The organism is Streptomyces sp. NPDC087440, assembly GCF_044744005.1.
In the GTDB taxonomy this organism is placed as follows: Bacteria; Actinomycetota; Actinomycetes; order Streptomycetales; family Streptomycetaceae; genus Streptomyces.
On record NZ_JBIUXN010000019.1, the window covers coordinates 178810 to 205329 of the forward strand.

Below are 26520 nucleotides of genomic sequence, written 5' to 3' on the forward strand. Positions count from 1 at the left end.
AAGGGTTCCTTGATCACGGCACCCGCGTCCGTCGTCCCCCGGCCCTCACGCGAGGATCACCGGGAAGATCACTGAGAACCGGAAGGAAACCCACCGCATGTCGCAGCAGGTACTCGGGGTCATCGCCCCGGGCAAGAACGAACCGGTCCGCGTGGAGACGATCGTCGTGCCGGACCCCGGACCGGGCGAGGCCGTGGTGAAGATCCAGGCCTGTGGCGTCTGCCACACGGACCTCCACTACAAGCAGGGCGGCATCAACGACGACTTCCCCTTCCTCCTCGGCCACGAGGCGGCGGGCATCGTCGAGTCCGTCGGCGCGGACGTCACCGACGTCGCCCCCGGCGACTTCGTGATCCTCAACTGGCGCGCGGTCTGCGGCCAGTGTCGGGCCTGCCTGCGCGGCCGCCCCCAGTACTGTTTCGCCACCCACAATGCGAAGCAGAAGATGACCCTGCTCGACGGCACCGAGCTCTCCCCGGCCCTGGGCATCGGCGCCTTCGCCGAGAAGACCCTCGTCGCCGCCGGCCAGTGCACCAAGGTCGACCCGTCGGTCTCCCCGGCCGTCGCGGGCCTGCTGGGCTGCGGCGTCATGGCGGGCATCGGCGCCGCCATCAACACCGGCCAGGTCGGCCGGGGCGATTCGGTCGCCGTCATCGGCTGCGGGGGAGTGGGCGACGCCGCGATCGTCGGCGCCCGCCTCGCCGGAGCCGCGAAGATCATCGCCGTGGACATCGACGACCGGAAGCTCGCCACCGCGAAGACCATGGGCGCCACCCACACGGTCAACTCCCAGAACGCCGACCCCGTCGAGGCCGTCCGCGAGCTCACCGGCGGCAACGGCGCCGACGTCGTCATCGAGGCCGTCGGCCGCCCGGAGACGTACAAGCAGGCCTTCTACGCCCGCGACCTCGCCGGCACCGTCGTCCTCGTCGGCGTCCCCACCCCCGACATGCAGCTCGAACTGCCCCTCCTGGACGTCTTCGGCCGCGGCGGCGCGCTCAAGTCCTCCTGGTACGGCGACTGCCTGCCCTCCCGCGACTTCCCGATGCTGATCGACCTGCACCAGCAGGGCCGCATCGACCTGGCCGCGTTCGTCACCGAGACCATCGAACTCGGCGACGTCGAGAAGGCCTTCGCGCGCATGCACGAGGGCGACGTCCTGCGCTCGGTGGTGGTCTTCTGATGTCCGTACGCATCGACCACCTCACCACCTCGGGCACGTTCTCCCTGGACGGCGGCACCTGGGACGTCGACAACAACGTGTGGATCGTCGGCGACGACACCGAGGCGATCGTCATCGACGCGGCCCACGACGCGGACGCGATCCGCGCGGCCCTCGGCGGCCGCACCCTGCGCGCGATCGTCTGCACCCACGCCCACAACGACCACATCGACGCCGCCCCGGCCCTCGCCGAGGCCACCGGAGCGCCGATCCTCCTGCACGAGGACGACCTCCCCCTCTGGAAGCAGACCCACCCCGACCGCACCCCGGACGGCACCCTCACCGACGGCCAGGAGATCTCCGTCGCCGGTACGACCCTCACGGTCCTGCACACCCCGGGCCACGCCCCGGGTGCGGTCTGCCTCCACTCCGCGTCCCTGGCCACGGTCTTCACGGGAGACACCCTCTTCCAGGGCGGCCCCGGAGCCACCGGCCGCTCCTTCTCCCACTTCCCGACGATCATCGACTCGATCCGCGACCGCCTGCTGACGCTCCCAGCGGAGACCGCCGTCCGCACCGGCCACGGCGACCCCACCACCATCGGCGCGGAGGCCCCGCACCTCGCCGACTGGATCTCCCGCGGCCACTGACCCCGGGCACGCACGACGAAGGGGGCCGCCCACTGTGGGCGGCCCCCTTCGTCGTACCTCTCTCAGACCTTCTTCACCAGGCTCGACTTCAGCCGCAGCGCCCCGAAGCCGTCCACCTTGCAGTCGATGTCGTGCCCGTCCACCGGCTCGATCAGCCGGATCCCGCGCACCTTGGTGCCCGCCTTGATCCCGGACGCGCTGCCCTTGACCTTGAGCGCCTTCACGACGGTCACCGAGTCCCCGTCGGCCAGCACGTTCCCCACGGCGTCCCGCACGACCCGCTCGCCGTCCGCCTCGGCCTCCACCGCCTGCGGCACCCACTCGTGCCCGCACTCCGGGCACACCACGAGGGCATCCATCTCGTAGGTGTACGCGCAGGAACATTTGGGGCAAGGAGGGATGTTTTCCGTCATTCGCCCAGGATAGTGGCCCGCCCCGGCACCCGGCCCGCCCGCCTCCTGCGCGACGGTGACGTGCGACGGTGACGTGCGACGGTGACGTGCGACGGCAACGCAAAAAGACCCCAGATCAACCGGGGTCCTTCGCTGGTGTCCGAGGGGGGACTTGAACCCCCACGCCCGATAAAGGGCACTAGCACCTCAAGCTAGCGCGTCTGCCATTCCGCCACCCGGACAAGGTGTCTGTCGTTCGGGGCTGTTTTGCGCTGTCCCGTTCCGACGTGGAAAACAATACCAGGGGTTTCGGGTGCTCGATCACCACCCTTGCCATGCCCTCCCACCTGCATGAACGGCACATTGCGGGAGAGGACCCCCCTTGGGCGCGCGAGCCCGGGGCGGGAGGATGAGGGGGACCACCAGCAACGCAGTGGGAGGAAGCAGCGTGAGCGAGTCGAACACGACCCGGAAGGTGACCGGCGAGGACGAGGTCGTCGACCTCTGCCGGGATCTCATCCGCATCGACACCAGCAACTACGGCGACCACTCCGGGCCGGGGGAGCGGGCGGCCGCCGAGTACGTCGCCGAGAAGCTCGCCGATGTGGGCCTGGAGCCGCAGATCTTCGAGTCGCACCAGGGGCGGGCCTCCACCGTCGCCCGCATCGAGGGGGAGGACCCGTCCCGGCCCGCGCTCCTCATCCACGGCCACACCGACGTCGTACCGGCGAACGCGGCGGACTGGACGCACGACCCGTTCTCCGGCGAGATCGCCGACGGCTGCGTGTGGGGGCGCGGCGCGGTCGACATGAAGGACATGGACGCGATGACCCTCGCGGTCGTGCGCGACCGCCTGCGCAGCGGCCGCAAGCCGCCGCGCGACATCGTGCTGGCCTTCCTCGCCGACGAGGAGGCGGGCGGCACGTACGGGGCCCGGCACCTGGTCGACAAGCACCCGGACCTCTTCGAGGGCGTCACGGAGGCCATCGGCGAGGTCGGCGGCTTCTCCTTCACCGTGAACGAGAACCTGCGCCTGTACCTCGTGGAGACCGCCCAGAAGGGCATGCACTGGATGCGGCTCACCGTGGACGGCACCGCCGGCCACGGCTCCATGACCAACAAGGACAACGCCATCACCGAGCTCTGCGAGGCCGTGGGCCGCCTCGGGCGCTACGAGTGGCCGGTCAGGGTGACGAAGACCGTACGGTCCTTCCTGGACGAGCTCTCGGACGCGCTCGGCACCGAGCTCGACCCCGAGAACATGGACAAGACCCTCGCCAAGCTCGGCGGCATCGCCAAGATGGTCGGCGCCACGCTCCGGAACTCCGCCGCCCCCACCATGCTCGACGCCGGGTACAAGGTGAACGTCATCCCCGGGCAGGCCAGCGCCCACGTCGACGGCCGCTTCCTGCCGGGGTACGAGAAGGAGTTCCACGCCGACCTCGCCCGCATCCTCGGCCCGCGCGTCAAGATCGACCAGGAGCGCTCGCACCGCGACAAGGCGCTGGAGACGGACTTCGACGGCAAGCTCGTGGACGCGATGCAGGTCGCCCTGCGCGCCGAGGACCCGATCGCCCGCGCCATCCCGTACATGCTCTCCGGCGGCACCGACGCCAAGCACTTCGACGACCTCGGCATCCGCTGCTTCGGCTTCGCGCCGCTCCAGCTGCCGCCGGAGCTCGACTTCGCGGGCATGTTCCACGGCGTCGACGAGCGGGTTCCGGTCGACGGCCTGAAGTTCGGCGCACGCGTCCTGGACCGGTTCATCGACAACTGCTGAAGGGTGGAGGGCAACGGGAGTTGCCCTCCGGTGCAGTTGCTGAAACGTATTGCCCAACTATTCGCCCGCACGTGCTACTTGAATGAAAAGAGTGAATGGGCACCTTGGGTCGTAGCCCCGCCGGTTTCTCTTCGTTACAGGTGGTGCGGTCCGCGGCTGGGATCGCACCTTTCAACTAGGAGGAACAACAATGATCAAGAAGGTCGTCGCTGCTGCGGCTGCTACGGGTGGCCTCGTTCTCGCGGGTGCGGGCATGGCTGTCGCCGACTCGGGTGCCCAGGGTGCTGCGCTGCAGTCCCCCGGTGTCCTCTCGGGCAACGTCGTTCAGGCCCCGATCCACGTGCCGGTGAACGCCTGCGGCAACACGGTCTCCGTGATCGGTCTGCTGAACCCCACCTTCGGCAACACCTGCACCAACGCCTGACGTTGAGTGCATGACCCCCTGAGGGTCTGAATTTCCCGGGCGGCCCCGGAGTGCGCGCCATGCACTCCGGGGCCGCTTGGGCTTTCGGCCCGCGGGCAATCACGCCTGCGGGCTCTTCGGTAGGCAGAGGCAAGGAAACGATCCAATGCGTCAGGTCACCAAAAGAGGTCTGATCACCATGGCGGCCGCCGGTGGCGTGCTCGCTCTGAGCGGCGGTTCCGCGCACGCCGACTCGGGTGCGGAAGGGAACGCGTCGAACTCCCCGGGCGTACTGTCCGGCAACTCGGTGCAGGTTCCCGTGCACGTCCCGGTCAACGCGTGCGGCAACACCGTCAGCGTCGTGGGTGTCCTCAACCCCGCGCTCGGCAACGCCTGCGCCAATGAGTCCCGTCCGGCCGCGCCGAGCAAGCCCGGCCTGCCCGGTCCCGGCAAGCCCGACACGCACACGGACACGCACAACGGGGGCGGCGCGACTGCCCACGGCGACACGAACGACTCGCCGGGTGTCGGCTCCGGCAACAACATCAAGGTGCCGGTGGACGTCCCGGTCAACGCGTGCGGCAACGGAGTCAGCGTCATCGGGCTGCTGAACCCGGTCTTCGGCAACGACTGCGCCAACGAGTCCGCCCCCACCCCGGAGAAGCCCGTTCCCCCGGTGGTGCCTCCCACCCCCGAGGAGCCGCAGACGCCGGGCACGCCCGGCCAGCCGCACACCCCGGGCCAGCCGCACACCCCGCCCACCCGGGCGATCCCCAACACCCCGCAGATCCAGCACGCCGCGGCGCCCAAGGCCACCGAGACCCTGGCGCAGACTGGTGCCTCCGGTTCGCTCGGCACGGTGATCCCGGCGGGTGCGGGCCTGCTCCTCGCGGGCACGATGCTCTACCGCAGGGCGCGCTCCCAGGCGTAACCCAGCGGCCGTACGACGGCGGAACGGGAACCTGGTCAGCGCGGCCGGGGACCCGTTCCGTCGGCGGATGCGTGCACGCCGAAGCGACGCGCGACACGCTCCACCACGAACCGGCCCACCGTGCCCGCGCGAGACGGCGGTTCTGCCTACGCGGCGGCCCCGCCTATGCGGCGGGGCTCACCACGTGGCGCGCAGTTGACGGATGATCCTCCTGCGCAGCCGCACCCGACGACTGCCGTCGCGATGCAGGCTCAGTCGGTCCAGCTCCCAGTGTCCGTACTCGGCATGGTCGGTCAGCAGACGGGTCGCTTCCTTGCGGGACACCCCGCGCGGAACGTACACGTCGACAAATTCGTATTCCGGCATCGCATCTATTGTGCGGGCAGAGGTCGTCTACGGATAGCGTCTGCACTATGTCTGATGCCGCTCAGCCCACCGCTGCCGAGGTACGCGCCGCCGCCGAGGCGGTAAAAGCCGCGCTGGACCGCCACCTTGAGGCGGTCGAGCGCCGTTCCGGAGACGACGACCCCGCCGTCTACGACGCCTTCAACGAACTGGCCGCAGCCGCGGAGGACTACGACGAGCTGCTCTACGAGCGCTACGACGAGGTCACCCCCTTCGAGATCCCCAGCCCCGAGGACGCCGTGCCCAGCCACAAGGGCCCGGTCGACGCGCTCAGCGTGCTGATCCGCCGGGACTACTCCGTGGCCCAGCCGCAGCGCCTGCTCGCCCAGGCCCAACGCCTCGCCGACCTCGACCCGGACGTCGCACCGAACGGGCTGCCCGCCTCCGCCGGAGTCGTCGGCAGCAGCGTGCAGGCCGCGCTCGGCGTCCTCTTCGGCGAGTACGAACCCGATGAAATCGCCTCCCGGCACAAGGAGTTCGGCCTGGAGGAGGGCGACTCCACGCTGTGGGTCGCCGCCGTGGAGGAACTGCCCGAACCGGGGGAGTGGCTGAACGCCCCCTTCGACCACGCCGATCAGCGCGACGTCGTGTGCCGCTTCGACGTCAGCTCGGTCTTCGACGACGACGAGATGGACGACTTCGAAGAGGTCTGAGCAGGTACGGCGAGGGGGGCGGACCGGTTGTGGTCCGCCCCCCTCGCCGTCTGTCCGTCCGCGTTACGCCGTCGCCTCGACCGGCGCCGGGCGCAGCAGCTCCGCCAGGCGCGTCGTACGCGGCTGCGGCACTGCCTCGGCGACGGCCCGCGGCAGCGCCGCGTCCACCCCGTGCACCACCGACAGGTGCCGCTCACCGCGCCCGAACGCCGTGTACACCCACGGCCTGGTCAGCGCCTGCGCCGCGTCGCCCGGCAGCACCACGACCACCGCCGGCCAGCGCATCCCGGCCGCCTGGTGCGCCGTCAGCGCCCACGCGTGCCGTACGGACGCCTCCACCCGCTCCTTCGGTACGACCACGGGCTCCCCGGCACAGTCCAGGTGCAGCCCGTCCGCGTCCGCGCCCTGCACCGTGCCCGGCACCGTGCGGCCCGGGACCGGGACGTACGCGATCCGGTCGCCCGCGTCGAAGCCGCCGAACCGCCCAGGACCGGGGTTGAGGCGCTGCTTGAGTGCCGCGTTCAGTGCCCGGGTGCCGGCCGAGCCGCCGTGGCCCGGGGTGATCACCTGGGTGTGCCCGGCGTCGATGCCGAAGGCGCGCGGCACCGAGTCCGCGACCAGCTGCACCGTGCGGTGCACGGCCTCGCCCGCGTCCCGCACCGGCACGATCACGACCTCCTTGCCGGGGGCCTCCACCTGGTTCAGCTCGCCGATGCCGATGCCCGAGACCAGCTCGCCGATCGGACCGGGGTCGGGCGTGCGCGAGGCGACCTGCGGGCAGGCCCTGGCGCTCAGCACGTCCGCGAAGACCTGACCGGCACCCGCCGACGGCAGCACGCCCGGGTCGCCGCTGAGGACCAGACGCGCCCCGTCGGGCAGCGCCTCGACCAGCATCGCGCCGGTCTCCACGTCGAGCTGGGGCGCGTCGAACACGACCAGCAGGTCCAGGTCCAGCGCCCCGTCGGCGTCCCGGCCGGGGCCCTCGGCGCCGGACAGCAGCCCGGCCAGGGTGACCGCCCAGGCGGTGTCCGTGGCGGTGTCCCCGGCGTCCTCGCGGGCGTGCAGCACCGCGGCCACCCGGTCGCGGCCGTCCCGGCTGTGCGTGGCGGCGTAGGCGCGCAGGCCCAGACGGTGGGCGGCGCTCAGCAGGGCGGCGGGCTCGGCGCGGGAGGCCTCGCCGCCGGTGTGGGCGACCAGGCCGTGCCCGGCCACCGCGCGCACCAGGTCACCGGCGGAGCCCGGCAGCTGCTCCCACTGCCCGGCGTCCTCCACGGGGGAGTTCACCAGCCGGGCCAGGCCCTCGGCGAGGCTCTCCTCGGCCATCGCGTACCGGTCCAGACCGAGCAGCACCGGAGTGGGCTCCTCCGCCTCTGCCTCTTCCTCCGGTTCGGGGGAGTCCTCGTCGTACTCCGCCTCCGGCTCCTCCACGGACCCGTCCTGGAGGGCCAGCGCGACGCCCTCGGCGAGCGCGTGCGCCACGGCCTCCTCGGGGTCCGGCACCGAGAACCCGGCCAGCGCCTTGCACACCTGCTCCGTCGTGACGGCCGTGTGCCCCTTCAGCGCGGCCCGCTCCAGCAGCCAGCCCACCAGGGCCGCTGCCCTGCGCCCGTCGGCGGGCCCGCACTCCGCGCCCAGCAGGGCCCGGGCGAACCCGTCGGCCTGCTCGGGCATCGTGCCGGGCACCGAGAGCAGCTGCCAGGGGTCGTCCCGCAGCACCTGCGCGGCCTGCTCACCGAGCACCCGGGCGACCTCGTCCGCGAGCGCCTCGGGCGCGCCACCGGCCGCCAGAACCCCTCGTACGTCCGCCACCGTCCCGGCCGCGACGGGAATCGTCGAAGCCTGCGACGGCACGATCGCGGGGGCGGCCGGGGAGGGGGCGGCGACCGGCGCGGAAACGGCACGCGGCGGTGCGGGCGCGGGCGTGGGCTCCGGTACGAAGGCGGCGGCGGGCCTGGCCCCGCTCTCCACGGCCTTCACCGCGGCCATCAGGTCGGCTGCCGTGCCGCTGAGCTTGGCCCCGGCGGAGATCTCCGCCTTCTCCGCCTTGCGCTGCGCGATCTTCGCCCGGAACTCCCGCTGCGCCGCCAACTCGGCCTCGGCCTCGGAGAGCTGGGGCGCGGCGGGGGCCTGCTCCCCGGCACCGGGAGCGTCGGTCCCCGCGGTGTCGTCGGCATCGCCCTCGGCGGAGGGGGCGACGTCCGGGGCACTGTCACCGGCAGAGGAGTCCGCTGCGGCGGAGCGGCCGTCGTCCTCGGTGCCCGCTTCGTCCTCGGCGTCTTCGGACCCGCTCTCGGCGTTCGCCTCCGCCTCGGCGTCCGGCTGCCCCTCGTCCTCGCCGTCGGCACCGGGTGCAGGCACGGCGTCGGCCTCCGGCGCAGGGTCGGCCGCCGCCTCGGCATCCGGGGCGGCGGGGGAGTCCGCCGGGGCTTCGGTCCCGGCGCTCACCTCGCCGATGCCGATGTCGGTGCCGCTGCCGCTGCCGATGTCGGTGCCGCTGTCGCCCGCCTCGGCCTCGGGATTCGTCCGCGTCCCGGGTCGGTCGTCCGCCGTGTCCATGTGCTCCACCGTCCCGGTGTCGTGCTTGTCGGCCTGTCCGGCCCGTTCGTCCGCCTGGGCCGGGGTGGTCCCGGTCGTGGCCGTGCTCCCGGCCCCAGAGGTGGCTGTGTCGTCGTCCGGTGTCCCGGCCGCCGGGGTGGGCGTGTCGGGGTCGGCCGGGGGGACGGGGGTCTCCCCCCGGGGGTGCGCGGTCACAGCGTGCTCCAGTCCTGATCGGGATAGCGGTGCACGGGCGCGGACACGTCGTCCAGCGCTCGGCAGATCTCGTCAGGAAGACTAAGCGCCTCCACTGACAATGCCGCCGCGAGCTGCTGCGCGTTGCGCGGCCCGATGATCGGGGCGACCACCCCGGGCCGGTCCCTGACCCAGGCCAGCGCCACCTGGAGCGGGGTCGTGGCCAGCCCGTCGGCGGCGATGGACACGGCATCCACGATCCGGTCCGCCGCGTCGTCCAGATACGGGGCGACGAACGGCGACAGGTGGTCGGAGGCGCCCCGCGAGTCCGGTGGCAGCCCATGCCGGTACTTGGCCGTCAGCACGCCCCGGCCGAGCGGGGACGAGGGCAGCAGCCCGATCCCCAGGTCCATCGCGGCGGGCAGCACCTCGCGCTCCACGCCCCGCTGGAGCAGGGAGTACTCCATCTGCGTACTGGCCAGCCGGGTCCGTACGCCCGGAGCCGCCAACTGCCAGGTGCCCGCCTTCGCCAGCTGCCAGCCACAGAAGTTGGACACCCCGGCATAGCGCGCGCGGCCGCTGGAGACGGCCAGGTCCAGGGCCTGGAGCGTCTCGTCGAGCGGGGTGCCGGGGTCGAAGGCGTGGACCTGCCAGACGTCCACGTAGTCGGTCCCCAACCGCTCCAGCGAGGCGTCCAGGGCGGCCAGCAGGTGCCCGCGCGAGCAGTCGAAGCGGCGGTCCGGGTCGGGCACGCTGCCCGCCTTGGTCGCGATGACCAGGTCCCGGCGCGGAACCAGCCGCTCCAGGAGCTGCCCGATGACGTACTCGGCGTCGCCGTCCCCGTACACGTCGGCGGTGTCGACGAGCGTGCCGCCCGCGTCCCAGAAGGCCTTCAACAGTTCGGCGGCGTCGTGCTCGTCGGTGTCCCGGCCCCAGGTCAGGGTGCCCAGCCCGATTCTCGATACGCGCAGGCCCGTACGGCCCAGGTGCCTCAGCTCCATGGCCGCGAGATTACTGGTCCACACGCCTGCTCGAAGGAGGCCTGTGGACAACCCGCCGCTGACGCGCCGCCGGAGCCTGTGGACAACCCGCCGCTGACGGATCGCCCGCCGGCGCGCTAGAGTCCGCCACAACCACAACGTTACCGGCGAGTAAGGGAGCGACGCATGCAGCTCGGGATCAACCTCGGCTACTGGGGAGCGGGCATGGACGGCGACAACCTCGCCGTCGCCAAGGAGGCCGACCGCCTCGGCTACGCGGTCTGCTGGGCCGCCGAGGCCTACGGCTCGGACGCCCCCACCGTGCTCTCCTGGGTCGCCGCCCAGACCGAGCGCATCGACATCGGCTCCGCGATCATGCAGATCCCGGCCCGCCAGCCCGCCATGACGGCGATGACCGCCGCCACCCTCGACTCGCTGTCCGGCGGCCGTTTCCGGCTCGGCCTCGGCGTGTCGGGACCGCAGGTCTCCGAGGGCTGGTACGGGGTGAAGTTCGACAAGCCGCTGGCCCGCACCCGCGAGTACGTCGAGATCGTCCGCAAGGCCATGTCCCGCGAGCGCCTCTCGTACGAGGGCCGGCACTGGACCCTGCCGCTGCCCGGCGGCCCCGGCAAGCCCATCAAGCTGACCGTGCACCCCGAGCGCGAGACCATCCCGCTCTACATCGCCGCCATCGGCCCCAAGAACCTGGAGCAGACCGGCGAGATCGCCGACGGCGCCCTGCTGATCTTCCCCTCCGCCGAACACCTGGCGGAGACCGCCATCGCTCCGCTGCGCGCGGGCCGCGAGAAGGCCGGCAAGACCATGGAGGGCTTCGACGTCTGCCCGACCCTGCCGCTCGCGGTGGGCGACGACGTCAACGCCCTGGCCGACATGTTCCGCCCGTACACCGCCCTCTACGTCGGCGGCATGGGCAGCCGCAAGCAGAACTTCTACAACAGCCTGGCCCAGCGCATGGGGTACGAGAAGGAAGCCGCCGAGATCCAGGACAAGTACCTGGGCGGCGACAAGAACGGCGCGGCCGCCGCCGTACCGCACCGGCTCATCGACCAGACCACCCTGCTCGGCACTGTCGACCGCATCGCCGACCGGATGAAGGAGTACGCCGCCGCCGGAGTCACCACGCTGACGCTGGCGCCCGCAGGGTTCACGCTGGAGGAGCGGATCACCGCGCTGCGGGCAGGCACCGAGGCGCTGGAGCGCGCCGGACTGGCCTAGTTCGTACGGGAGTTGAAGTCCGCGGCCGTGGTGGGGGCTCGGGGGTCTTCCCCGCCACGGCCGTCACGGAGCACAACGCGCCAGCGGCCGGTCGGTTACGCCCCGAGAGGGGATTGCACGCTCCCTCAAGCGGGCGACTTGTCCGTCATACCTGTTGCCTCCCGGTCCGTACCGCACTTCACTCGATGCAGCGAGTGCGACGGCGTGCGCGCGGACAGGCGCATGGAGGTGGCAGTGATGCTTTCTGCACGGTCTCTGTTCCAGGAAATCATCGACAACGACGACACGTTCCAGCTCTTCTGCTCGGTGGCCGCCGCCGGCGAGTCCCAAGGCGGCTGGGAGAACGGCCGCATCGCCGCCCTCGTCCCCGACACCATGCGCGACCTCGCCCCCAAGATCGCCCGGCACGGCGCCGACGAGGACAAGCACGGGCGGCTCTTCCGCGCCCTGCTGCGCAAGCGCGAACTCGACGAGATCGACGTCCCCCTGCCCCTCGACTACACCCTCCTGCTCGAACACGCGGGCATCGGCCTCGCCCACACCAAGCTGCGCGCCGACGAGACCCTCACCGAGGAGGACATCGTCGTCTACCTCGCGCACAGCCGCGTCACCGAACAACGGGCCGCCGACCAGATGGACATGCTCGTCACCCACTTCGGCGACCACCCCGAGGCGGGCAAGCCGATCCGGATGATCTGCCAGGACGAGGAGAACCACCTCGCCTACTGCCAGGAGGAGTTGCTGCGCCTCGCCGCCCTCGGCCACGGCCCCACCATCCAGCGCGTCCTGCACGCGTGCGTCCGCGTCGAGATCGGCGTCTACCGGGACGTCAGCCTCGCCGTCATGGGCCGCATGGGCACCCTGCTCGGCTGGCCGTCGTACAAGTCACTGCTGCTGGCCACCGGCATCCGCGCCCTCTACCTCTACGAACGCCTCGTCGGCTGGCGCAAGATGGTCGCCCTGACGATGCCCGAGCGCAGGGGAGCACTCAACGGGCCCGCCACCGGATAGCCGGGCGGTCACAGCCAGCCGCGCCGCTTGAACAGCCGGTACAGGCCCACCTCGGCCAGCACCATCAGGATCAGCACCGCGTAGTACGCCCACCACCACGTCAACTCCGGCATGTTCTCGAAGTTCATGCCGTAGACGCCCGCCACCATCGTCGGCACGGCCGCCATCGCCGCCCACGCCGAGATCTTCCGCATGTCGTCGTTCTGCCGCACCCCCATCTGCGCCAGATGCGCGGACAGGATGTCCGAGAGCAGCCGGTCCAACCCCTCCACCTGCTCGTTCACCCGGGTCAGGTGGTCGCTGACGTCGCGGAAGAAGGGCTGCGCGTGCTCGTGCACGAACGGCAGGCCGGGGCTGGACAGCCGCAGCATCGGCTGCGCCAGCGGACCCGTCGCCCGGCGGAACTCCAGCACCTGCCGCTTGAAGGTGTAGATGCGCCCCGCGGTGCCCTTCGCGTTGCCGCCCTGCGGCTGGAAGACCTCCGCCTCCAGCTCCTCCAGGTCCGTCTGGAGCTCCGCCGCGACCTCCAGGTAGTGATCCACGACGACGTCGCTGACGGCGTACAGCACGGACGTCGGCCCGTGCGCCAGCAGCTCCGGATTGGCCTCCAGCCGCTTGCGCATCGCCGTCAGCGGGGTGCTCGCACCGTGCCGCACCGTCACCACGAAGGAATCGACCACAAAAGACCATCAGCTCGTCCGCGCTCACCGCGTCGCTCTCCGGCTCGTACAGGACCGGCTTCAGCACCACGAACAGCGAGTCCTCGTACACCTCCAGCTTCGGCCGCTGATGCGCCGACAGGGAGTCCTCCACGGCCAGCGGATGCAGCCCGAACTCGGAGGTCACCATGGCGAACTCCTTCTCCGTGGGCTCGTGCAGCCCGATCCACAGGAACCGGTCCTGGGCGGAGCGCGCCTCTGCGAGCGCGTCGGACAGGTCGCTCGGGCCCTCGGTACGGCGGCCCTCGCGGTAGATGGCGCAGTCGACGATCACGGCGTGCATTCTCCTTGCGTACGGGGTCCAGCGCATCCGGAAGCGGCCGTCCGCCTAGGCTGAGGCCCATGGCCACGCTCATCCTCGTACGGCACGGACGTTCCACCGCCAACACCGCCGGGCTGCTCGCCGGACGCACACCCGGGGTCGCCCTCGACGAGCGCGGCGCCGAGCAGGCCGCCGCGCTGCCAGGGCGGCTCGCCGCCCTGCCGCTCGCGGCCGCCGTCACCAGCCCGCTGCAACGCTGCAACGAAACCCTGCGACCGCTCCTCGACGCCCGCCCCGAGCTGCCCCTGCACACCGAGGAACGCATCAACGAGTGCGACTACGGCGACTGGTCGGGCCGCAAGCTGGGCGAGCTCACCGACCACCCCCTGATGGAGGTCGTGCAACGGCACGCCTCCGCGGCGGCCTTCCCCGGCGGTGAGTCGATGCGCGCCATGCAGGCCCGCGCCGTCGACGCCGTACGCGACTGGAACCAGCGCATCGAGACCGAGCACGGCCCCGACGCCCTGTACGTGATGTGCTCCCACGGCGACATCATCAAGTCCCTCGTCGCGGACGCGCTCGGCATGCATCTCGACCTCTTCCAGCGCATTCACGTCGATCCGTGTTCCCTGACGGTGATCCGTTACACGAGACTGCGGCCCTTCGTCGTACGCCTGGGAGACACCGGCGACCTCTCCGGCCTCGCACCGGTGCCCAGCGACGCGAGCACCAGCGCCGGTGACGGCGCGAGCACCGGCTCCGGCAGCGACGCAGCCGTAGGGGGCGGAGCGGGAGCACCGTGATCGCCGCGCGCAGTAGGGTGGTCGCGCCGTAAACCATTTACGTCGTCGCGTCACCCCCCAACCCCTCGAACCGATGGAGATCAGGACGTGTCCCGTCAGGTGTTCCTCTACGACCCGCCGGAGCGTTTCGTGGCCGGTACGGTCGGGCTGCCTGGCCGCCGTACCTTCTTCCTCCAGGCCTCGGCGGCCGGCCGCGTCACCAGCGTCTCCCTGGAGAAGACCCAGGTCGAGGCGCTGGCCGAGCGCATCGACGAACTCCTGGACGAGGTGGTGCGCCGCACCGGCGGCAACGCGCCCGTCCCGGCGGTCGCCCCCGCCGACGTGCACGACACCGCACCCCTGGACGCCCCCGTCGAGGAGGAGTTCCGGGTCGGCACCATGGCGCTCGCCTGGGACGGCGACGACCAGCGCATGATCGTCGAGGCGCAGGCCCTCGTCGAGCTGGACGTCGACACCGACGAGGACCTCGCCGAGGCCGAGGAGCGCATGCTCCAGGACGAGGAGAACGGGCCGCCCATGCTGCGCGTGCGCCTCAGCGGCGCCCAGGCCCGCGCCTTCGCCAAGCGCGCCCTGGACGTCGTCAACGCGGGCCGCCCGCCGTGCCCGCTGTGCAGCCTGCCGCTCGACCCGGAGGGACACGTATGCCCGCGCCAGAACGGATACCGGCGGGGCCTGTGACCGACCCCACGGACCGCACGGACCCCACGGACCGCACAGACCGCACGACGCTGCTGGCCAAGGGCGACCTCACCGTCGTCGGCCAGGTCCGCGAGGCCTCCAACGCGGTCCTGTACTGCGAGATCTCCCACGAGGGCGAGACGGCCACCTGCGTCTACAAGCCCGTCGCGGGCGAGCAGCCCCTGTGGGACTTCCCCGACGGCAACCTGGCCCGCCGCGAAGTCGCCGCGTACGAGATCTCCGAGGCGACGGGCTGGGGCCTGATCCCGCCGACCGTCCTGCGCGACGGCCCGTACGGCGAAGGCATGTGCCAGCTCTGGATCGAGGGCGACCCACAGGCGGGCGGCGCCCTCCTCGCCCTCGTCGAGGACGAGGAACCGGCCGACGGCTGGAAACCGGTGGTCCTCGCCGAGGTCGCCGAGGGCCGCACCGCCCTCCTGGTGCACGCGGACGACGCCCGTCTGCGCCGCCTGGCCGTCCTCGACGCGGTCATCAACAACGGCGACCGCAAGGGCGGCCACCTGCTGCCCTCCGGCGACGGCCGCCTCTACGGCATCGACCACGGCGTCTCCTTCCACACCGAGGACAAACTGCGCACCCTCCTGTGGGGCTGGGCGGGCGAGCCCCTCACACCGGAGGCCGTCGACGTACTGAACCGACTGACCTCCCTGCTCGCCGACGGCACCCCGCTCGCCACCCGAATGGCCGAACTGATCACGGCCGCGGAGCTGGCGGCACTGCGGGACCGGGTCGCGTCCCTGCTCGCGTCCGGCGTGCACCCGTCCCCGAGCGGCCAGTGGCCCGCGATCCCGTGGCCCCCGGTCTGACCCCCTGCCGTACGGGTCCGGGACGGCGCAAGACGGCGTAATCGGTCAAGATCCCGATCCGGTTCGTAACCGGAACATGCGTCCGGTTACGCTCGTGGCATGCATGCCTGGCCCGCTTCTGAGGTCCCCGCCCTGCCCGGCAAGGGCCGCGACCTCCAGATCCACGACACCGCGACCAACGGGTTGATCACCCTCGACCCCGGTCCCGTCGCCCGTATCTACGTGTGCGGCATCACGCCGTACGACGCGACCCACATGGGGCACGCGGCGACCTACAACGCGTTCGACCTCGTGCAGCGCGTGTGGCTCGACACCAAGAGGCAGGTTCACTACGTCCAGAACGTCACGGACGTCGACGACCCGCTCCTGGAGCGCGCGATCCGCGACGGCGTCGACTGGACCGGTCTCGCCGAACGCGAGACCGCCCTCTTCCGCGAGGACATGACGGCCCTGCGGATGCTGCCGCCGCAGCAGTACGTGGGCGCGGTCGAGGCGATCCCGGGCATCGTCCCGCTCGTCGAACGCCTCCGCGACGCGGGCGCCGCCTACGAGCTCGAAGGCGACATCTACTTCTCCGTCGCCGCCGACCCGCACTTCGGCGAGGTCTCCAACCTCGACGCGGAGGCCATGCGCCTGCTCTCCGCCGAACGCGGCGGCGACCCGGACCGCCCGGGCAAGAAGAACCCCCTCGACCCGATGCTGTGGATGGCCGCCCGTGAGGGCGAGCCGAGCTGGGACGGGGCCTCGCTGGGCCGCGGCCGCCCCGGTTGGCACATCGAGTGCGTGGCCATCGCCCTGGAGCACCTGGGCATGGGCTTCGACGTGCAGGGCGGCGGCTCCGACCTCGCCTTCCCGCACCACGAGATGGGTGCCTCGCACGCCCAGGCCCTCACCGGCGAACACCCCTTCGCCAAGGCGTACGTGCACGCGGGCATGGTCGGCCTCGACGGCGAGAAGATGTCGAAGTCGCGCGGCAACCTGGTCTTCGTCTCGGCCCTGCGCCGCGAGGGCGTCGACCCGGCGGCGATCCGCCTGGCCCTGCTCTCCCACCACTACCGCTCCGACTGGGAGTGGACCGACCAGGTCCTCGCGGACGCGGTGGCCCGCCTGGGCCGCTGGCGCGCGGCGGTCTCCCGCCCCGACGGCCCGTCGGCGGACGCCCTCGTGGAGTCGATGCGGGCAGCGCTCGCCAACGACCTGGACGCCCCTGCCGCCCTCGCGGCGGTGGACCGCTGGGCGGACCTCCAGGCCTCTTCCGGGGGCACGGAGGAGGGCGCACCGGGCGTGGTCTCGCGCGCGGTGGACGCACTGCTGGGCGTGGCGCTGTAGCGCCGGCGCTGGGCATTACGGGTGCGGGCCGGGCCTCTTCGGGGGTTCGGCCCGCACCCTTTGTGGGCCGGTGCTGGGGGGGCGAGGGCGGAGGGGGATGGCTGCCCGGAGGGCATGCCATCAGGGGCGCGGGGAACTGCGCGACCAGCCACGACGCACCCGCACGGAACCGTTCATCAGCCCCGCGGGTTGAGGTGAAGGGGCGGGGCTGGGGCGAAACCGGGGGTCCGGGGGCAGCGCCCCCGGCAGGAACAGCAACCACCCCCTCCGTAAGTCCACGTACCGGCCGCAGGAGTCCATGGCCACCCCCACCCCCCACCCACTACGACAGCGGAATGAGATCCTCACCCCGCCTGCGAGCAGCGGCCGTCACCGCCCTCCTGGGCCTGGCGATCAGCCTCGCCACCCCCAGCACGGCCGCCCCGGCCGCCGACCCCCCACCCCCCACCACCACCGTCGGTGACCTCACCGGCCTCGAACCGACCCCCGCCACCCCCGCCTCGTACAACCTCCACGCCGGCCCCGCCGAGGCCCGCGTCACCTTCGTCACCGACGAGACCTTCCGCCTCGAACTCGCCCCGGACGGAAAGTTCACCGACCCCACCGGCAAGGACATCGTCCTGCCCCAGCAGAACAAGCCCCCGAAGACCCGCTGGCGCGACAAGGGCGACCGCTACGAGCTGAGCACCGACAAGGTCACCCTGCGCGCCTACAAGAAGCCCCTCCGCTTCGCCCTCCACCGCGCCGACGGCACCCAGCTCTGGTCCGAGTCCAAGGGCCTGTCCTGGGGCAAGGACGCGACCGGCAAGGACACCACCACCCAGACCCTCGCCCCCCGCTCCGACGAGCAGTTCTACGGCGCCGGCATGCAGAACGGCCGGGGCAACACCTCCCACCGCGGCACATCCGTCGAGGTCGGCGTCGACTACAACTGGAACGACGGCGGCCACCCCAACTCCGTCCCGTTCTACCTCTCCACGGCCGGCTACGGCGTCTACCGCAACACCTACGCCCCCAACACGTACGACTTCGCGAGCAAGCAGCCCGCCGTCACCACCTCCGCCAAGGAGAACCGCTTCGACGCCTACTACTTCGCGGGCGACGGCAAGGACTCCGCCAAGGACGTCATCGGCCAGTACACACAACTCACCGGCAAGCCCTTCCTCCCGCCGATCTACGGCATGGAGATCGGCGACGCCGACTGCTACCTGCACAACGCCAACCGGGGCGAGCGCCGCACCCTCACCGACTCCCTGAAGGTCGCCGACGGCTACGTCGCCCACGACATGCCCAACGGCTGGATGCTCGTCAACGACGGCTACGGCTGCGGCTACGAGGACCTCGCCGAGACCGCCAAGGGCCTCAACGACCGCAAGATGCAGCTCGGCCTGTGGACCGAGGACGGCATCGACAAGCTCGCCGACCAGGTCAAGGCGGGCCAGCGGGTCGCCAAGCTGGACGTCGCCTGGGTCGGCGACGGCTACAAGTTCGCCCTGGACGGCTGCAAGGACGCCTACAAGGGCATCGAGGCCAACAGCGACGCCCGCGGCTTCACCTGGGCCCCGGAGAGCTGGGCGGGCGCCCAGCGCTGCGGCGTGCAGTGGTCCGGCGACCAGTCGGGCAGCTGGGAGTACATCCGCTGGCAGATCCCCACCTATGCGGGCTCCACGATGTCCGGCCTCGCGTACACCACGGGTGACGTCGACGGCATCTTCGGCGGCAGCCCCCAGACGTACACCCGTGACCTCCAGTGGAAGATGTTCCTCGGCACGACCATGACGATGGACGGCTGGGCCGCCAGCGACAAGCAGCCCTTCCGCCACGGGGAGCCCTACACCTCCATCAACCGCGACTACCTGAAGCTCAAGGAGTCGCTGCTGCCGTACCAGTACTCCTACGCCCACGAGGCCACCAAGACCGGCGTCGGCATGGTGCGCCCGCTGTCGCTCGAATACCCGGACGACCCGAAGGCGGGCACGGACGCCGCGAAGTACGAGTTCCTGTCCGGCGAGGACTTCCTCGTCGCACCCGTCTACCAGGACACGGCCGAGCGTGACGGGATCTACCTCCCGAAGGGCACCTGGATCGACTACTGGACCGGCCGCACCTACGAGGGCCCCACCACCGTCGACAACTACAGCGCACCCCTGGACACCCTCCCGCTGTTCGTGAAGGCGGGCGCGACCGTCCCGATGTGGCCGGGCATCCGCTCCTACGCCGACCGCACCGCCGACTCCCCGCTCGCCTGGGACGTCTACCCGCAGGGCAAGTCCTCCTTCACCCTGTACGAGGACGACGGCGTCACCCGGCAGCACCGCACCGGTGCGTACGCCACCCAGCAGGCCGACGTCGACGCCCCGCGCAAGGGCGCGGGCGACGTCAGCATCCGCATCGGCGCCGGCAAGGGCGACTTCCACGGCAAGCAGACCAAGCGCCCGTACGCCTTCACCGTGCACACCAACTCCGCCCCCGACGAGGTCGAACTCTCCGGGCGCGAACTCCCGCGCCTGAGCACCAAGCAGGCGTACGAAAAGGCCCACCAGGGCTGGTGGTACGACAAGGACGACCGCGGCGGTGTCGTCAAGGTGAAGACCGCGCCCCTGCGCACCGACCGCGCCTTCACCCTCGACCTGGACGACACCAGCGCCGTCGGCGGCAAGGACGCCGCGAGCACCGCGACGGTGGCCGTCGCACCGGGCCAGGAGCTGGGCGCGGGCGTCACCGGCACGGTCGCCGTCGACGTCACCGCGGGCAGGCGCGACGCGACCGCCGTCACGGTGGGCCTGAACGCCCCCGCCGGATGGCAGGTGACCCCCGCCGCGACAGTGGCCAAGATTCCCGCGGGCACCACCCGGCGGGTCGAGGTCGCCGTCACCCCTGCCGCGAGCACCAAGGCCGGTGACACCACACTCACCGCGACGGCGGGCTACACAGTGGGGCGCGAACAGCGCACCGCGGTGCAGCGTTTCGGGGTGTCCGTGATGCCCCCGCCGCCGACCGCCGACACCTGGGCGAGCGACATGGTGTGGCTGAAGTCCACCAACGGCTACGGTCCAGCCGAACGCGACCGCAGCAACGGCGAGTCCGGCGCCACGGACGGCAAGAAGCTCACCCTCGCCGGGAAGACGTACGACAAGGGCATCGGCACGCACGCCGACTCCGACATCGAGGTCTACACCGGCGGCCGGTGCACCGCGTTCACCGCCGACGCCGGAATCGACGACGAGATCAACGGGTACGGGGAGGTCGCCTTCTCCGTCGAGGCCGACGGCAAGGTGCTGTGGACTTCGCCCAAGGTGACGGGCGCCTCGGCGACCGTGCCGGTGGACGTGAAGCTGGACGGCGCACGGCACGTGCGGCTGAAGGTCACCGACACCAACGGCTCGAAGTCGGGCGACCACGGAGACTGGGCGGCCGCCCGGTTCACCTGCGCCTGAGCCGCACCTGAGCCCCGTACGACATGGGGCGGCGCCGGGCGGGGGAGTGTCCACCGCCCGGCGCCGCCGGTCTGCCGGACCGGTACCGGTAGCGGTACCGCTACCGCTCCTGCTGCCCGGTCACTTGGTGACGACGATCGCCTTGAGCAGGGTCGGGCTCTGGTCGTCGTAGAAGCCGATCACCCGGTGCCCGAACGCGAACGCGCGCTGGACCTCGTCGTGCACGATCTGGCTCGGGTTGACCAACTGCCGCCAGGAGCCGTCCACCAGCAGGTAAAGGATCGGCGGCTGGCCCGGCAGGGGCTGCACGACGTCCCAGTACTGGGTGGCGGTGTTGCTCAGGACGGCCTGCGACTCCAGGCCCTGCTGCTGTTGGCCGTAGCCCTGTTGGCTCTGCTGGCCCGGCTGCCCCTGCTGGCCGTAACCCTGCTGCTGGCTCTGCTGGCCCTGGCCGAGCTGCTGGAGCAGGTGCTGGTACGGCTGCTGCTGACCGAGCTGCTGGAGCTGCTGCCCGAGGCCGCCACTGGGCCCGTACTGATGGCCCTGGCCCTGGCCCTGCTGCTGCCCGAACTGCTGCGGGGGCGGGGCGGTGCTGTCGGAACCCTGCTGACCCTGTTGCCCCTGTTGCCCCTGGCCGTACTGCTGCTGCCCGTACTGCTGGCCCTGCATCTGCGGGGTGGTGCTCATGCCGTGCCACCTTCCGTTCGTTGCGTCGTGCCTCACGAGCTCAACCGGTGACGACGAGACCCACGATCTCCTCGTCCGAGAACCACACACGTACGTCCGGCCGTCCCCCGGCGAAGGCGGCGTGCACCGCCCGGCGGATCTCGGGGTCCGGATCGTTCAGGTTGCGCCACGCACCCGCCACGAACAGCCGCAGCCGCGGCGGGAGTTCCCTGGGATACGGGATCAGCTCGTCCCAGTACCGTTCGGCCTGCCCGGTGCCCACCGAGGACGGCAGCAGCCGCATCGCGGCCGCCCGGATGTCGGGCCGGCTGCCGATCCGCTGGGATGCGGGCCTGCCCGGCGCGTCCTGCTGCGGGGAGCCCGACGCGCGCAGCACCTCACGGGCCCGCTCCGGCTCCATGGGCGGCAGGTTCGACGCCTTCAGGATGCCCTGGAGCGCGGCGAGCGCGCCCACCACCACTGGTGACGCCGACGACGTACCGGCGAAGGTGTCGGTGTACCAGGCGATCTCCTCCGCACCGCCCTGGAGGTCGCCGGGGCGGTCCCAGGAGCCACCGGTGGTGGTGGTCTCCCGGCCCCAGCCCTGGGCGTCCACCCGGGCGCCGTAGTTCGAGAACGCGAGCCGCGAGCGGTCCGGACCGTGGTCGCGGCCGTGCGTCCCGGGCGGGGGAGCGCCCGCACCCACCAGAACGGCGCCCGAGGACCCGTGCGACGGGTTGAAGGGGTTGCGCCACCGCTCCGGGAACTCGTCCGGCCTGCGCTCGTACAGGGCGTCGTCCAGGCTCTCCCCGCCGTTGCCCGCGGGCTCCACCACGAGCACCCCGCGCGAGGTCGCCCAGCGGATCGCCGCCAGGTCGTCCGGCCACCACTCCAGCGCGATGTACCCGCGCTGGTCCGCGCGCTCGGAGTAGTCGAAGCGCGGTCCCGGCCGGTGCAGTTCGACCAGCACCACGTCGCCGGGGGAGAGGCGGGCGGCCGCCGCCCGGATCGTCGCCGCGGTGCCCAGCGGGCGGAAGGACGCCGCCGCCGTGAGCGCCTGCGGGGCGATGCCGGTGATGCCGCGCTCGCCCAGGTCGCCGCCGATGACGCCGAGCACGGCGGTGCCGTGGTTGCGCCAGGCCAGGTCCTGCACGGGGGTACCGATCACGACACCGGACAGCTTGTCCGCCAGGTCCTCGTGGCCCAGCTGCCAGGCGCCCTCGATGTCGACGACCGTGACGCCCTCGCCGGACCCGCCGGGGCGCGACCACGCCCACGGGGCGTCGACACCCTCGGGTGCGGGCCGCAGATAGCCCTGGCGGCCGGTGAAGTCGGGGGTGACCGGGGCGCCCTCCTTGAGGCGCTTGCCCTCCTCGCCGCCCTGGGGACCGCCGTGAAGACCGCCGTGAGGGCCGACCTGCCGGGGGTACGACGCCGGGACCGCCCCCGGCTTCACGTACGCCGTCTCCACGCCCGGCAGCGCCGCCAGCCGGGCCGTCAGCTCGCGGGCCCGGTCCTCGCCGCCGCGCACCCGGTAGTACAGCGACAGCTCCCGCTCCTCGGCGGTCGCCGCACTCTCGTACCGCTCCTCGTGCCCGAACAGGGGCTCCAGGGTGAGCTGTTCGTCGCTGAGGAACATGTTCAGGGCCGATACGTCGGAGCCCGCCGCCGACCCCACGCCCTCGTCCTGCGCCCGCAGGCGGGCCTCGCCGCGGGCGACGACGATCAGCTCCGGTTCGGCGTCCTGGTAGGTGAATCCCGCTCCGCCGGGGCCCGGACCCGTGGTGCCGGGCCCGTCGCCGGGGTGTGCCTGATCGGTCATCGCTTCCACCGCTCCCCTCGGGTGCCGTGCGCTGCGTGCCACGTTCAGGTGGCCCACCCTGCTACCGCGACACCGATCCGTCCACCCGAATCACGCCAACTGCGTTTGAACAAAAGGGGAACGGGGCAACCCGTCGAATTCGGGTCATCCGTCCTGAAGGCGATGTCACGGCTCATTCCGGCCAAAGCCTGTGTGCGGCGGGGGAGATGTGGTGGGGTGTACGCGTTCTCCTGTTCCCAGGAACACCTGTCGGAAGGACGTTCGATGAACGACTCCCTGGCACGTCGAAGACTTCTCACTGCGGGCACCGCCTTCGGCGGCGCCGCCCTCCTGTCGGCCGTCGGCGCCACCGGCGCACGAGCCGCGGGACAGGCCTCCGGTGGCACGCACCGATGGCCCACCAGCTTCCCCCTGCCCAACGGCTTCCGGCCCGAGGGCATCGCGATCGGCGACAGCCCCCACGCCTACTTCGGCTCCCTGGGCGACGGTTCGGTGTACCGCGCCGACCTCGCCACCGGCCGCGGCCGGACCGTCCTGCGCGGACTCGGCGGCTCCACCGTCGGGCTCAAGATCGACGACCGGGGGCGGCTGTTCCTCGCGGGCGGCCAGTCCCGCCAGATCCGCGTCGCCGACCCGCGCACCGGCCGCCACCTTGCCGTGTACGACGTACCCGGCGCGGTCATGGTCAACGACGTCGTGCTGGCGCCCGGCTGGGCCTGGTTCACCGACTCCTACCGGGCCGTCGTGTACGGCCTCCCGCTCGGCCGGGGCGGCCGGCTCCCGGACCTCGCCGACCTGGTGGTGCGCCCGCTCACCGGCGACTGGGTGCAGGGCGACGACTTCGCGGCAAACGGACTCGCCCGCACCCCGGACGGGCGTGCGCTGATCGTGGCCGACACGGTCGCCGACGGCGGCTCGCTGATGCGGGTCGACCCGCGCACCGGCGTCGCCCGCCGCATCGACCTCGGCACGCTGCGCCTGCCGGACGCGGACGGACTGCTGCTGTGCGGCAAGGTGCTGTACGTCGTCCAGCAGAGCCAGAACGCCGTCGACGTGGTCCGGCTGAACGACTCCGGCACCCGGGGCACCGCGATCACCCGGATCACCGACCCGCGCTTCCGCATCCCCACCACGGCGGCCGCCTGGGGCGACCGGATCTACCTGCCCAACGCCCGCTTCGACGTGGAGCCCACGCCGGAGACCGAGTACGACGCGGTGGCGATCCGCAAGGTCTGAGCGCGACGCGGTGGCGGTCCGCAGAGTCTGAGTACGACGCGGTGGCGGTCCGCAGGGTCTGACCGCACCCCGCACCCCGCACCGGGTGAGAGGACTGCGCCCGAAAGCAATGGACCGCGCCCGGAGCACAGGTAAGGGGCGGCATCCAGGATGCCGCCCCTTACACACCGCCTACCGGCGCGTCACTCCCCGCCGCCCCCGGAGTCCCCGGACCCCGACCCGGCGGAGGAACCGTCGCCCGTGCCGCTGCTGTCGTCCCCGCCGCCGTCCGGACCGCCCTCGTCCGTGCCCGTACGGGGTTTCTTCGGCGGCCTGGTCCGGCCGCTGGAGGCGTCCCGCAGGTACGCCGCCCCGCCGCTCCCTGCGTCGCCGCCCTCCGTCGCGTGGGACGGGCCGGGCCCGGCACCCGGGTCGCGCCTGCGCAGGTACCGCTCGAACTCCCGGGCGATGGCCTCGCCGGAGGCCTCCGGCAGGTCCGCGGTGTCCCGCGCCTCCTCCAGCGACTGCACGTACTCCGCGACCTCGCTGTCCTCGGCCGCCAGCTGGTCCACGCCCAGCTGCCAGGCCCGCGCGTCCTCCGGCAGCTCGCCGAGCGGGATGCGCAGCCCCAGAAGGTCCTCCAGGCGGTTCAGCAGCGCCAGAGTCGCCTTCGGGTTCGGCGGCTGCGACACGTAGTGCGGCACCGCCGCCCACAGGCTCACCGCCGGAACCCCGGCGTGCGTGCAGGCCTCCTGGAGGATGCCGACGATGCCCGTCGGCCCCTCGTACCGGGTCTCCTCCAGGTCCATCGTCCGCGCCAGATCCGGGTCGGAGGTCACCCCGCTGACCGGAACCGGACGGGTGTGCGGGGTGTCGCCGAGCAGTGCGCCCAGGATCACCACCATCTCCACACCCAGTTCGTGCGCGAAGCCCAGGATCTCGTTGCAGAACGAGCGCCACCGCATGGACGGCTCGATGCCCCGCACCAGCACCAGGTCGCGCGGCTTGTCGCCACCGGTGCGCACCACGGAGAGCCGGGTCGTCGGCCAGGTGATCTTGCGTACGCCGTTCTCCAGAAAGACGGTCGGCCGATTGACCTGGAAGTCGTAGTAGTCCTCGGCGTCGAGCGCCGCGAACACCTCGCCCTTCCACTCCCGGTCGAGATGGGTGACCGCTGCCGAGGCGGCGTCACCTGCGTCGTTCCAGCCTTCGAACGCGGCCACCATGACCGGGTCGACCAGCTCGGGAACTCCGTCGAGCTCGATCACCCAGCGCCTCCTTCATCCGTCTTCCTACGCTCCATACGGCGTTTCCCCCGTCCGAATCCCCCCACCTTACGCATGCGGGAAGAGTGCCCTCCGGGCACCGAATCAATCGAAATCGGCCAGATTGGAGACGTCCGATCTTCCCCGCCGGACCGGGACACTCCGCTTCGCCCGTCCCAGCGGCCCTACAGCGTCGAGCGCAGCCACTGCTCCACGCTCGCGATGTGCACCGTCGCCCACGACCGCGCCGCCTCCGCGTCCCCGGCCCGCAGCGCCGCCAGGATCGCCCGGTGCTCGTGCAGGGTGCGGCTGATCGCGTCCTCCTGGGTGAGCCCGCGCCACACCCGGGCCCGGGTGGTCGGCCCGGACAGCCCGTCCAGCAGCGAGCACAGCACCGAGTTCCCCGAGCCCCGTACGATCGCGCGGTGGAACTCCAGGTCGGCGGCGACGAGTTCCTCCACCGACGGCGCCTCGCCCAGCGCGCCGAGCCGCTCCTCCAGGGCGTCCAGCTCCGCGTCGCCGAGCCGCCCGCACGCCATCGCGGTCGCGGCCGGCTCCAGGATCCTGCGGACGGCCAGGAACTCCAGCACCGTGTCGTCGCGGTGGAAGTCCACGACGAAGCTGACCGCCTCCAGCAGGAGCTGCGGATCGAGACTGGTGACGTACGTGCCGTCGCCCTGCCGGACGTCCAGGATGCGGATCAGGGACAGCGCCCGGACCGCCTCCCGCAGCGAATTGCGCGACAGCCCCAACTCGGCGGCGAGCTCGCTCTCCTTGGGCAGCCGGTCGCCGGGGCGCAGCGCACCCGACACGATCATGGCCTTGATGCGTTCGATGGCCTCGTCCGTGACAGCCATGGCCCGACCTCCTGCTCCCGCCCGGCCCACCGCCAGACATCCGACCTATGCTCGCATGCCGGACGGCAGCACGAAGCCAGAAGCCCGAGACCCCACCAACCGGCAGCCCGAACCCTCGAAACCGGCAGCCCGAGCCCCCGGAACCGGAGGCCCGGGACCCCGCACACGCGCCGGCGGGGGGGGCCCCCCCGGGGGCCCCCCCCCCCCCCCCCCTCCCTTGGCCGCCCCCCCCCCGCCCCCCACCGGGGGCCCCCCCCCCCCCGCCGCCCCCGGCGCCCCCCCCCCCGCGCCGCCCCGGGGGCCCCCC

22 protein-coding genes, 1 tRNA gene and 1 pseudogene are annotated in these 26520 nt (G+C 72.1%); 14 read left to right on the forward strand and 10 right to left on the reverse strand.

Going from position 1 to position 26520, the window contains the following annotated elements; translation table 11 throughout:
* The first annotated feature begins 97 nt into the window (after positions 1 to 97).
* Positions 98 to 1183 carry an S-(hydroxymethyl)mycothiol dehydrogenase gene (locus tag ACIO3O_RS31495; RefSeq protein WP_401751779.1) on the forward strand — a complete coding sequence of 362 codons (1086 nt, stop codon included), beginning with the start codon at positions 98 to 100 and terminating at the stop codon, positions 1181 to 1183.
* Entirely contained in the window at positions 1183 to 1812 is a 630-nt protein-coding gene (locus ACIO3O_RS31500) for an MBL fold metallo-hydrolase (RefSeq protein WP_401751781.1), read from the forward strand. Before ACIO3O_RS31495 ends, ACIO3O_RS31500 begins: the two co-directional genes overlap by 1 nt.
* Before the next feature lie 62 nt (positions 1813 to 1874).
* Here the strand turns inward: ACIO3O_RS31500 and ACIO3O_RS31505 are convergent, their stop codons facing one another.
* Both ACIO3O_RS31505 and ACIO3O_RS31510 read right to left on the reverse strand, forming a co-directional pair.
* Entirely contained in the window at positions 1875 to 2225 is a 351-nt protein-coding gene (locus ACIO3O_RS31505) for a zinc ribbon domain-containing protein YjdM (RefSeq protein ID WP_401751783.1), read from the reverse strand.
* Positions 2226 to 2358: 133 nt separating this feature from the next.
* Positions 2359 to 2446 (reverse strand) — tRNA-Leu (locus tag ACIO3O_RS31510).
* Between the two features lie 206 nt (positions 2447 to 2652).
* Here ACIO3O_RS31510 and ACIO3O_RS31515 point away from each other — a divergent pair.
* The 3 genes from ACIO3O_RS31515 to ACIO3O_RS31525 all read left to right on the forward strand — a co-directional run bounded on the left by ACIO3O_RS31515 (position 2653) and on the right by ACIO3O_RS31525 (position 5318).
* Entirely contained in the window at positions 2653 to 3984 is a 1332-nt protein-coding gene (locus ACIO3O_RS31515) for a M20/M25/M40 family metallo-hydrolase (protein ID WP_401751785.1), read from the forward strand.
* Between the two features lie 190 nt (positions 3985 to 4174).
* Entirely contained in the window at positions 4175 to 4408 is a 234-nt protein-coding gene (chpH, locus tag ACIO3O_RS31520; protein ID WP_399438895.1) for a chaplin ChpH, read from the forward strand.
* 145 nt (positions 4409 to 4553) lie between these two features.
* Entirely contained in the window at positions 4554 to 5318 is a 765-nt protein-coding gene (locus tag ACIO3O_RS31525; RefSeq protein WP_401751787.1) for a chaplin, read from the forward strand.
* 177 nt (positions 5319 to 5495) lie between these two features.
* On the opposite strand, the gene ACIO3O_RS31530 is transcribed toward ACIO3O_RS31525, so the two are convergent.
* On the reverse strand, positions 5496 to 5684 hold the full coding sequence (locus ACIO3O_RS31530; RefSeq protein WP_114041729.1) for a DUF5703 family protein: 189 nt from the start codon (positions 5682 to 5684) through the stop codon (positions 5496 to 5498).
* A gap of 47 nt (positions 5685 to 5731) precedes the next feature.
* On the opposite strand from ACIO3O_RS31530, the gene ACIO3O_RS31535 reads away from it, so the two are divergent.
* A complete protein-coding gene (locus ACIO3O_RS31535; protein ID WP_401751789.1) occupies positions 5732 to 6376 on the forward strand; it encodes a hypothetical protein in 645 nt (214 codons plus the stop codon).
* Between the two features lie 63 nt (positions 6377 to 6439).
* Here the strand turns inward: ACIO3O_RS31535 and ACIO3O_RS31540 are convergent, their stop codons facing one another.
* Together ACIO3O_RS31540 and ACIO3O_RS31545 are read right to left on the reverse strand one after the other, a co-directional pair.
* A complete protein-coding gene (locus ACIO3O_RS31540) occupies positions 6440 to 8932 on the reverse strand; it encodes a helix-hairpin-helix domain-containing protein (protein ID WP_401751845.1) in 2493 nt (830 codons plus the stop codon).
* A gap of 191 nt (positions 8933 to 9123) precedes the next feature.
* Positions 9124 to 10107, reverse strand: coding sequence for an aldo/keto reductase (locus ACIO3O_RS31545; RefSeq protein ID WP_401751791.1), 984 nt, complete (start codon positions 10105 to 10107; stop codon positions 9124 to 9126).
* Between the two features lie 165 nt (positions 10108 to 10272).
* On the opposite strand from ACIO3O_RS31545, the gene ACIO3O_RS31550 reads away from it, so the two are divergent.
* Both ACIO3O_RS31550 and ACIO3O_RS31555 read left to right on the forward strand, forming a co-directional pair.
* Positions 10273 to 11322, forward strand: coding sequence for an LLM class F420-dependent oxidoreductase (locus ACIO3O_RS31550; protein WP_401751793.1), 1050 nt, complete (start codon positions 10273 to 10275; stop codon positions 11320 to 11322).
* A gap of 237 nt (positions 11323 to 11559) precedes the next feature.
* Positions 11560 to 12333 carry a ferritin-like domain-containing protein gene (locus ACIO3O_RS31555; protein ID WP_401751795.1) on the forward strand — a complete coding sequence of 258 codons (774 nt, stop codon included), beginning with the start codon at positions 11560 to 11562 and terminating at the stop codon, positions 12331 to 12333.
* Positions 12334 to 12341: 8 nt separating this feature from the next.
* Here the strand turns inward: ACIO3O_RS31555 and corA are convergent.
* Positions 12342 to 13335: pseudogene (corA, locus tag ACIO3O_RS31560) on the reverse strand (magnesium/cobalt transporter CorA).
* 59 nt (positions 13336 to 13394) lie between these two features.
* On the opposite strand from corA, the gene ACIO3O_RS31565 reads away from it, so the two are divergent.
* From ACIO3O_RS31565 to ACIO3O_RS31585, 5 genes are all read left to right on the forward strand, one after another.
* Complete coding sequence (locus ACIO3O_RS31565) at positions 13395 to 14117, forward strand: histidine phosphatase family protein (protein ID WP_401751797.1); 723 nt, start codon at positions 13395 to 13397, stop codon at positions 14115 to 14117.
* A gap of 87 nt (positions 14118 to 14204) precedes the next feature.
* A complete protein-coding gene (locus ACIO3O_RS31570; protein ID WP_401751799.1) occupies positions 14205 to 14795 on the forward strand; it encodes a DUF3090 domain-containing protein in 591 nt (196 codons plus the stop codon).
* Positions 14759 to 15622: an SCO1664 family protein gene (locus ACIO3O_RS31575; protein ID WP_401751801.1), complete on the forward strand. Its 864-nt coding sequence runs from the start codon at positions 14759 to 14761 to the stop codon at positions 15620 to 15622. The genes ACIO3O_RS31570 and ACIO3O_RS31575 overlap by 37 nt, the downstream gene beginning before the upstream one ends.
* Before the next feature lie 99 nt (positions 15623 to 15721).
* Positions 15722 to 16951, forward strand: coding sequence for a cysteine--1-D-myo-inosityl 2-amino-2-deoxy-alpha-D-glucopyranoside ligase (gene mshC / locus ACIO3O_RS31580; RefSeq protein ID WP_401751803.1), 1230 nt, complete (start codon positions 15722 to 15724; stop codon positions 16949 to 16951).
* A 335-nt stretch (positions 16952 to 17286) separates the two neighbouring features.
* Entirely contained in the window at positions 17287 to 20388 is a 3102-nt protein-coding gene (locus ACIO3O_RS31585) for an NPCBM/NEW2 domain-containing protein (protein ID WP_401751805.1), read from the forward strand.
* Positions 20389 to 20508: 120 nt separating this feature from the next.
* On the opposite strand, the gene ACIO3O_RS31590 is transcribed toward ACIO3O_RS31585, so the two are convergent.
* Together ACIO3O_RS31590 and ACIO3O_RS31595 are read right to left on the reverse strand one after the other, a co-directional pair.
* Positions 20509 to 21075, reverse strand: a complete 567-nt coding sequence (locus ACIO3O_RS31590) for a hypothetical protein (RefSeq protein WP_401751807.1) — start codon at positions 21073 to 21075, stop codon at positions 20509 to 20511.
* Between the two features lie 40 nt (positions 21076 to 21115).
* Positions 21116 to 22876 (reverse strand): S8 family peptidase, encoded by a 1761-nt coding sequence (locus tag ACIO3O_RS31595; protein WP_401751809.1) that lies wholly within the window; start codon positions 22874 to 22876, stop codon positions 21116 to 21118.
* Positions 22877 to 23140: 264 nt separating this feature from the next.
* Between ACIO3O_RS31595 and ACIO3O_RS31600 the strand changes: the two genes are divergently transcribed.
* Positions 23141 to 24112, forward strand: coding sequence for an SMP-30/gluconolactonase/LRE family protein (locus tag ACIO3O_RS31600; RefSeq protein ID WP_401751811.1), 972 nt, complete (start codon positions 23141 to 23143; stop codon positions 24110 to 24112).
* Positions 24113 to 24294: 182 nt separating this feature from the next.
* Here the strand turns inward: ACIO3O_RS31600 and ACIO3O_RS31605 are convergent, their stop codons facing one another.
* Both ACIO3O_RS31605 and ACIO3O_RS31610 read right to left on the reverse strand, forming a co-directional pair.
* Complete coding sequence (locus tag ACIO3O_RS31605) at positions 24295 to 25359, reverse strand: PAC2 family protein (protein ID WP_401751812.1); 1065 nt, start codon at positions 25357 to 25359, stop codon at positions 24295 to 24297.
* 182 nt (positions 25360 to 25541) lie between these two features.
* Positions 25542 to 26213: a FadR/GntR family transcriptional regulator gene (locus ACIO3O_RS31610; protein WP_401751814.1), complete on the reverse strand. Its 672-nt coding sequence runs from the start codon at positions 26211 to 26213 to the stop codon at positions 25542 to 25544.
* Between the last annotated feature and the right edge of the window lie 307 nt (positions 26214 to 26520).